9 protein-coding genes are annotated in these 8,139 nt (G+C 42.5%); 1 reads left to right on the top strand and 8 read right to left on the bottom strand.

Features of this window, described 5'->3' with window-relative positions; translation table 11 throughout:
- Nucleotides 1-68: 68 nt before the first annotated feature.
- The 4 genes from glyA to prfB all read right to left on the bottom strand — a co-directional run bounded on the left by glyA (nucleotide 69) and on the right by prfB (nucleotide 3,893).
- Entirely contained in the window at nucleotides 69-1,316 is a 1,248-nt protein-coding gene (gene glyA / locus AAF462_07745; protein MEM7009009.1) for a serine hydroxymethyltransferase, read from the bottom strand.
- A gap of 182 nt (nucleotides 1,317-1,498) precedes the next feature.
- The gene (locus AAF462_07740) at nucleotides 1,499-1,867 is read right to left on the bottom strand and encodes a hypothetical protein (protein ID MEM7009008.1); all 369 of its coding nucleotides are present in this window, start codon (nucleotides 1,865-1,867) and stop codon (nucleotides 1,499-1,501) included.
- Nucleotides 1,848-2,717: an NAD(+)/NADH kinase gene (locus AAF462_07735; protein ID MEM7009007.1), complete on the bottom strand. Its 870-nt coding sequence runs from the start codon at nucleotides 2,715-2,717 to the stop codon at nucleotides 1,848-1,850. The genes AAF462_07740 and AAF462_07735 overlap by 20 nt, the downstream gene beginning before the upstream one ends.
- 77 nt (nucleotides 2,718-2,794) lie before the next feature.
- Nucleotides 2,795-3,893, bottom strand: a protein-coding gene (prfB, locus tag AAF462_07730) for a peptide chain release factor 2 (GenBank protein ID MEM7009006.1) whose coding sequence is annotated in 2 segments (ribosomal slippage) — nucleotides 2,795-3,823 and nucleotides 3,825-3,893 — 1,098 coding nt in all. Because the reading frame shifts where the segments join, the coding sequence is not laid out codon by codon here.
- A gap of 245 nt (nucleotides 3,894-4,138) precedes the next feature.
- Here prfB and AAF462_07725 point away from each other — a divergent pair.
- Entirely contained in the window at nucleotides 4,139-5,281 is a 1,143-nt protein-coding gene (locus tag AAF462_07725) for an alanine--glyoxylate aminotransferase family protein (GenBank protein MEM7009005.1), read from the top strand.
- On the opposite strand, the gene AAF462_07720 is transcribed toward AAF462_07725, so the two are convergent.
- The 4 genes from AAF462_07720 to aroC form a co-directional block, all read right to left on the bottom strand.
- The gene (locus tag AAF462_07720; protein ID MEM7009004.1) at nucleotides 5,278-6,213 is read right to left on the bottom strand and encodes a cation diffusion facilitator family transporter; all 936 of its coding nucleotides are present in this window, start codon (nucleotides 6,211-6,213) and stop codon (nucleotides 5,278-5,280) included. The genes AAF462_07725 and AAF462_07720 overlap by 4 nt on opposite strands.
- Before the next feature lie 63 nt (nucleotides 6,214-6,276).
- Nucleotides 6,277-6,567, bottom strand: coding sequence for a hypothetical protein (locus AAF462_07715; GenBank protein ID MEM7009003.1), 291 nt, complete (start codon nucleotides 6,565-6,567; stop codon nucleotides 6,277-6,279).
- Between the two features lie 26 nt (nucleotides 6,568-6,593).
- Nucleotides 6,594-6,950 carry a hypothetical protein gene (locus AAF462_07710; GenBank protein ID MEM7009002.1) on the bottom strand — a complete coding sequence of 119 codons (357 nt, stop codon included), beginning with the start codon at nucleotides 6,948-6,950 and terminating at the stop codon, nucleotides 6,594-6,596.
- 5 nt (nucleotides 6,951-6,955) lie between these two features.
- Nucleotides 6,956-8,026 carry a chorismate synthase gene (gene aroC, locus AAF462_07705; protein MEM7009001.1) on the bottom strand — a complete coding sequence of 357 codons (1,071 nt, stop codon included), beginning with the start codon at nucleotides 8,024-8,026 and terminating at the stop codon, nucleotides 6,956-6,958.
- Between the last annotated feature and the right edge of the window lie 113 nt (nucleotides 8,027-8,139).

The raw sequence follows: 8,139 nt of genomic DNA, 5'->3' as shown, positions 1-8,139 counted from the left end.
GTCTCTTCCTTTCCCAGGCGAGAGTCTATGACCTTACTTTCTAAGCTAGCGCAAAATGGGCATTTCATCTATACGAGCCTGTGGCTATACATTGGAAACTTACTGCATAGCTCCCTAACGTCATCTTTTATTCTTTGAAGTACAATATCGTTTTCTGTGTTATCAAGGGCCTCTTTAATAAACCCTGCGATAACTTCCATCTCTTCCTCTTTCATTCCCCTTGTGGTGATCGCAGGGGTTCCGATTCTAATTCCGCTTGTTACCATAGGTGGGTGAGGGTCGAAAGGTATTGCATTTTTATTTACTGTAATTCCTGCTTTCTCAAGTGTGTCTTCTGCTAGTTTTCCCGTCAGATCAGCTTCTCTTAGATCCACAAGCACAAGGTGATTGTCTGTGCCGCCTGAGACTAGGTTAAAGCCGTGCTCCAGCATGCACTCTCCAAGGTGTTTTGCGTTTTTAACTATCTGCTCCTGATACTCCTTAAATTCAGGGCTGAGCGCTTCTTTAAATGCGACAGCTTTGGCTGCGATTGTGTGCATTAGCGGGCCTCCCTGTGAGCCGGGGAATACTCTGCTGTTTACTTTCTTAGCATGCTCTTCTTTCATCATTATCATGCCACCCCTTGGTCCTCTTAAGGTCTTATGAGTAGTAGTGGTCACATAATCGCAGTGAGGAATGGGGTCTGAATAAAGCCCTGCCACCACAAGCCCTGCAGGGTGAGCGATGTCTGCCATTAGAAGCGCACCGACTTCATCTGCTATCTCTTTAAATTTAGAAAAATCTATATCTCTTGGATATGCGCTCCATCCAACAACAATCAATTTTGGGTTGTGCTCAAGCGCAAGTTTTCTTACTTCGTCATAGTCAATTAAATTCGTATCTTCAGTAACGCCATAAGGCACAATGTTAAATAGCCTTCCTGAGAAATTAACCGAGCTTCCGTGCGTAAGGTGACCGCCGTGGGCAAGGTTCATACCTAAAACTGTGTCCCCTGGCTGGATTGCGGCAAAATAAACTGCCATATTAGCCTGTGAGCCTGAGTGCGGCTGAACATTCACTGCGTCACATCCAAATAGCTCTTTGGCTCTGTCTCTGGCTATATCTTCAGCAATATCTACATACTCACAGCCGCCGTAGTATCTTTTCCCTGGCAGACCTTCAGCATATTTGTTAGTAAGCACTGAGCCCGCTGCTTCAAGCACTGCCTCGCTTACGTAATTTTCAGAAGCTATGAGCTCGAGCTTATATTCCTGACGCTCAGTCTCAGATCTGATAATTCCAGCTATTTCAGGATCTAAATTCTCTAAAATGGACATGAACAATACCTCCGTGAAGTCGAGAAAAGCCTATCAAACATTAGCAATATAAGCAAGATATCGGGGTCTTAATTAAGTAAGCAATTGAAAACTTGCCGTCCAACTCTGTGCTTTATAATAAAAATCTCTTCTCAAGTGATAATAAAGGTAAAAGATTTCTCAGAAACTGCAAGAAATTGATACTATAAACTTAAATTTACATCAAAAGAGCCAATATTTACCTTAGCTACAAGACCCGCTTTCCAGCATATATCGCGCGCCGGGTTCTGCATATTTTTAGGCACAACCAGGGTGAGTTTTGCGCCTAATTCAGAGAGCTTTTTCCACTTCTCAGCCCTTTGCTCATTGATTGTCTCATTTGTTTCAACCTCAGCAATCATCACAATCTGCTCGTAGTTCTCAAAAACAATGTCGGGATATTCGCCGTTATACTCAAAGTTCTTCTCGTCACCCGGGTTTATATGCACTTTGCTGTAATCTCTTGAATATTTCTCATGAACTTTTCTAATGACCCAGTCGTGAAGGAACTGCTCATCCGTCGATCTTGCCATAGCGCTCACCCCACATAAGTTTTGTCTTTAGAATCGTAAAGAAATCCCTAAACGGTGATTTAATCAGTTTTACGCTCGTATCCGTTCTAACAACTTCTATGATATCTGCAGTGTTTAATCTGATCCCTATCTGACCATCGAGCGTGAGGTATGTGTCAGGTTCTTGAGTAGTTACTTTAATTTCAACCTTCATATCACTTGAGACTACAAGTGGCCTGTTCGTGAGAGTATGAGGACAAATAGGTGTGATGATTGTTACAGGAATTCTTGGATGAACAATAGGACCGCCAGCCGAAAGAGAATACGCGGTAGAGCCTGTTGGGGTAGAAAGTATTATGCCGTCTGCTCTGTATGTTGTAACGTGTGAGTCTTCTATATATATGGCAAGATCAATGATCCTTGCAACTGCTCCCTTGTTGATAACCACATCATTTAGTACTTCATAAGTTCCAATAGTGTCTTTTTCTCTGTGTATTGTTGTTAGGAGCATTTGCCGCTCTTCAACTTCATAATCGCCGGCAATAATCTTCTCCATCATAGGATATAGCTCGTTAACAGTAACTTCTGTCAGAAATCCAAGCCCGCCAAGGTTGATCCCCAAAATAGGGGTCCCGTGCTTGCAGGCAAGCCTGGCCATGCCCAAAAATGTGCCGTCGCCGCCAAAGACTAAAATTACATCTACGATCGCAGGGATATCAGCTCTGTCTACAGAATTTTCGTGATTGATCTTGTCCCCAAGATCTTTCTCCACATACACAGACACATTCCTCTCGCCAAGCCACTTGGTTAGTTTTGTAGTGATCTCAAGGGGTTCTTGAATATGGGGTTTTGCAACTATTCCTATCTTCAACGTCTTTTTCCTCTGGGCCTACTCTATAAGATGTAATATACCACCAAGCGCCCGTATGCAAAGAACCGCGCCCAATTCTAATTGCTTGAATATACAAGGTAACTCTTAATAAATTCATTTAAATCGCCGTCTAAAACAGGGTCCACATTTCCTGTCTCAAACTCTGTTCTGTGGTCCTTTATCATTCTATAGGGATGCAGTACATATGATCTTATTTGACTGCCCCAGCCAATCTCTTTTTTCTCTGAGTTAAGTTCGTTTAATTTCTCTTTTTGCTTTTCTCGTTCTAATTCATAGAGTCTTGCTCTTAAAATTTTCATAGCTGTTTCTCTGTTCTGACGCTGTGAGCGCTCATTCTGGCAGCTGACTACTATTCCCGTAGGTCCGTGTGTAATACGTATTGCGGAGTCTGTTTTGTTTACATGTTGACCGCCTGCTCCGCTTGCGCGGTAGGTGTCGACCCTTAAGTCCTTTTCGTCAATATCTACTTCAATGCTGTCATCAATCTCAGGGGAAACAAAAACTGACGCAAAAGAAGTGTGCCTTCTCTTGTTTGAGTCAAATGGGGATATTCTTACTAGTCGGTGTACACCGCTTTCGGCCTTTAGATATCCAAATGCGTAGTCACCGTTAACTAGAAAAGTAGCACTTTTGAGCCCTGCCTCATCGCCTTCCTGATACTCGACCATCTCTGTTTTAAAGCCGCTACGCTCGGCATATCTAAGATACATTCTTAATAGCATGTCGGCCCAGTCCTGCGCCTCCGTGCCTCCGGCGCCTGCGTTTATTGAAACAATCGCGTTATTTGAATCCTCCGGCTCGCCAAGAATTCTTTTAAACTCAAGATTCTCAACTTTGCTTTTAATTTCTATCAGTTTTGAGCTAGCCTCTGACGATGCGGCTTCATCTCCTTCTTCCAGTGAGAGCTCTTCTAGGATCTCCACATCGTCTAGCTCCTGTGTAAGACTCTGCCACTCGTCAACGCTGTTTTTTATTTGGGCCTGTTCTCTAAGTGTCTGCTGGGCCTTATCTGCATCGTCCCAGAACTCAGGGCTTCCGGTTATTTCTTCAAGCTCTTTAAGTTTTTGTTCTTTGGAAGGCAGGTCAAAGATAGTCTCCAATTATTGTGAGTCTTTTCTTTAAATCCTGTATTTGCTCTTTGTTCTCTCCTATCATAACTCATACCTCCGGCAAAAGATTTAAGTAATATAAATTTTTGCCTAGCAAAAGCAAGCCGGGTTGAATATTGCGGAGTTTTGGGTAGATTCATATACGATTTCTACCTCAAATTTTCACTGATTAAATAAGATTACAGATTATTTTTAGATTGAAAGCATAACTCTTTGAGGGTTTATAGAAATATGTGAAATAGAGGTAAGTTGATAGAGTAAAAACGATAGTTAACAGAAGGAGAATCTAAATTGAAGAAATACGTATTTACACCAGGCCCAGTGCCAGTTCCAAGCGAAGTGCTAATCGAGATGGCAAAGCCCATCATCCATCACAGAACAGCTGAGTTTGAAGAGATTTTTGCTGAAGTCAGAGAGGGGCTAAAATATATCTATAACACAAAGCAGGAAGTATTTATTCTCTCCGCATCAGGCACAGGAGCTATGGAGGCATCAATATCAAACACACTTTCCACAACTAAAAAAGCGCTCGTTATTAATAGTGGGAAATTTGGAGAGAGGTGGGGCAAGATTTGCCGCGGTTACGGCGTTGAGGTAGAAGAAATAATGGTTGAGTGGGGTAAGGAAGTTGACCCGGCAGTAATTGAAAAAGCGCTTGCGGATGACCCTTCTATCAATGCTGTCCTCACACAGGCAAGTGAAACTTCAACAGGTGTAAAGCATCCGATTAAAGAAATCTCCGAGATTACAAGCAAAAGAGACGACGTAATTCACATCGTGGACGGAATTACAGGAGTCGGCGTGTTTGAGATCGCTTTTGACGAGTGGGGGGTCGATGTTTTGGTTGGAGGATCTCAGAAGGCCTTTATGCTTCCTCCTGGGCTTTCTTTTGCAGCTATGAGTGAGAAGGCATGGAAGTTCTACGAGGAATCAAATCTGCCAAGATTCTATTTTGACTTTAAACCGGCACTTAAAAACGCAGAGAAAAATACAACCACTTTTACCCCGGCTGTAACACTTATCATCGGTCTTGCCGCTGTACTTAAAAGATTTAGAGAAGAGGGCCGTGAGAACATGCACAAGCGCCACGCCAGACTTGCTCTAGCGACAAGAGAGGCCATGAAGGCAATTGGTCTTGAGCCATTTGTTCAGGACACCCCTAGCACAGCGCTTACTACAATCATTGCTCCACCCGATATAGGAGCTGCAAAGGTAATCGCAGGATTAAGAGATGAGTTCGGGATCACCGTAGCAGGCGGGCAGGATCAGGCTAAAGGCAAGATCTTTAGAGTATCTCATATTGGGGATATTGATAAGACTGATACCCTGTCAGTGATTGCCGCGATTGAGAGTGTATTAAATCAGCTTGGTTATGAGTTTAATTTTGGAGCTGCTACTAAAAAAGCCTCTGAGATTTTAGGAACTGAACTTTAAGAAGTAGTATCTGTTTCGTAACAAGCACTGTTATCCTCTTCAAGCTTTTCATTTTCCAGCTGAAGAGTGACATGGGTTATCTTAAACTTTTCGGATAGCTCTTTGTTAATACTGCTAATAATATCCTCACAGTTGTCCATATTCTCTACTACTACATGTGCGCTTAGAGCTTCAACACCTTGAGTTAGGGTCCAAACGTGAAGATCATGTACGCTTATAACTCCCTTTTGAGCACATATGCAATCCTGCACGTCTGATAAGTTCATTCCCTTGGGTGTGCCTTCTAAAAGAATGTGGCTTGAATCCTTAAACAGACCCCAGGCGACTCTAATTATCAACAGCGATACCAAGATACTTATTATCGAGTCTGCATAATACCACTGTGTAGTAATCATTACGATTCCAGCAACTATAGCGCCAACTGACCCAAGCGCATCACTTAGCACATGGTACAAAGCGCCTTTTATGTTTAGATTGCTGCTTTGGTGTTTATACAGGATAAACGCGTTTATTAAGTTAATTGCAAGCCCGACTGTTGCCACAATTGTCATCTCTACACTCTTTACTTCTTCTGGAGTAAGGAGTCTCTTATAAGCCTCAATTAGTATTGCAATTGAGATACCAAAGAGAAGAAGACTGTTAAAGAATGCCGCTAGTATCTCAGCTCTGTAGTACCCGAACGTTTTTGTAGAAGTTGGTGGCCGCTCTGCAAACCATATCGCAAAAAAAGCGAGAGACACTGCAAACACGTCCGTTAGCATATGTCCCGCGTCAGAGAGAAGAGCAAGACTCTCCGTATAAAAGCCCGCGACTGCCTCTACTATCATAAAAATGAAAGTTAAGGCGAGCACGATGGCTAAGGCTTTTTTTTCTTTGGACGATTTTATGCTGTGGTTATGGCCATGTCCGTGGGTATGATTGTGGTCTTCCATCTGCGATATAAATATACCTTCCTAAAATTTCTTGCAAGTAGAAATGAATCGAGTGTTCCTGAGTTAGTTTGTTCCGCCAAAATGTCTTTTTGCAATAGGGTCAGTATCAATCTCAGATATGAGATAGCCGATTTGGTACTGATCTCCAGGGTAGTAGTATAGCCTTACTCCTTGGGGAGTAATAAAGAACATGCCTTCTTTTCTAGTCTCCTCCGGGAGCTCTACCTCGTAAACAGGAAACCCCACTGTGCCAGCTCCTATATTTACAGATCTTCTCTCTTCTCTTAGCTTAACAACACTATCAGCCAGTTCCCAAACCTTTGGAAATACTTGCCCTTCTACATTTAATTTCATCTTTTGCCTCTGTGGTTAAAATAGAGTTATTTAATGACCTCTATTCGTGATATCATTCCTATGCAAGTTAGAATTTTATCTATCTCCGAGCTTCTCTCATATACAAATTGCTCTTTGAGCTCGCCTTGGCACTGTGTGCAGTTGTCAATCTTTGCTTCTTCAATCATACCCTCACAACTCTCACAGTAAAGTCCTTTTTCATGATACCAAATCAAGTGAGAATATAAGAGTTCATTTGTCCCGCTTTTCCCTAAACATTCCGCCCATTCTGAGATATCGTCTATGATTCGATTTCGGAACTTTTGTGGCACTTCACTAAAGTTGCCTGAGTAAATCTCGTCTTCATCCACAAAAATCTTACAAGAAAAATTACTTTGTTCCATATGGTTTAAATTCTAGTAGTTCTGGATAATAAAAGCTGATCTACCAGCACAAGGTTTACCATTGCCTCTGCTATAGGTACTGCTCTTGGGCACAAACATGGATCATGGCGGCCCTTAACCCTAAGCTCTTTTGGGTTTCCGTCTTTATCTACTGTTTTCTGAACTTTTGAAATCGAAGATGTAGGCTTAATGGCAATTCTTACAACTAGGTCTTCTCCGTTTGTCATGCCGCCTAATAGACCGCCCGCATTGTTGGTCTTAAACCCTAGCTCACCGGATTTGTTTTTTTGCATTACATCATTAGCCTTAGAGCCTTTCATCTTAGCAGCTTTAAAACCGAGCCCTACCTCAAACCCTCTTATGCCACCAAGGCTCATCATGCCCTGCGCAAGCTCCGCGTCTACTTTATGAAAAACAGGGGTCCCCAAACCAGTGGGAAGACCCGTTGTTACTACTTCAACCACTCCACCGATTGAATCGCCTTCTTTTCTGACCTGATCGATCAGCTTAATCATTTCTTTGGCTTTTTTTGCATCAGGGCACCTTATAATGTTTTTCTCAATCTGATCAAAGTCTATTTTTTTTGCGGTTATATTGCCAACCTGAGATACATAACCATGAGTGTGAATTCCATTTAGGTTTAAAATTTTCTTTGCTATCGCTCCTGCGGCAACCCTTCCTACTGTTTCTCTATTTGATGATCGTCCCCCGCCTCTATGGTCTCTAAAGCCGTACTTCTCATCATATGTAAAATCGGCATGACCCGGGCGGTAAGTGTCTTTTATGTCTTCGTATGATTTAGATATGGCGTCCTGGTTTCTGACCATAAGAGATATTGGTGTGCCAAGCGTTTTTCCCTCAAAAACGCCTGATAGTATCTCAACAGTGTCAGGCTCTTTTCTCTGAGTGGTGATTTTGCTCTGCCCCGGACGTCTTCTATCAAGCTCAAACTGTATTTCTTCTTGACTTATTTCAAGCCCAGAAGGGCAGCCGTCCAAGACTACTCCGACAGCGGGCCCGTGGGACTCGCCCCAGGTTGTGATGCGAAAAATTGTACCAAATGAGTTGCCAGGCATAGCAAGATTTTATATGAAATGGAAAACGTTGCAAATTTTAGCTATTTTTCCAAATATCCGTTATCCCTAAACCAGGTAATAGTGTTGTTAATACTTTCTTGAATATCTGAAGG

This window comes from Thermodesulfobacteriota bacterium, from assembly GCA_039028315.1.
Taxonomy (GTDB): Bacteria; Desulfobacterota_D; UBA1144; order Nemesobacterales; family UBA2774; genus CR02bin9.
This window is presented reverse-complemented; position numbering and strand designations above follow the sequence as displayed.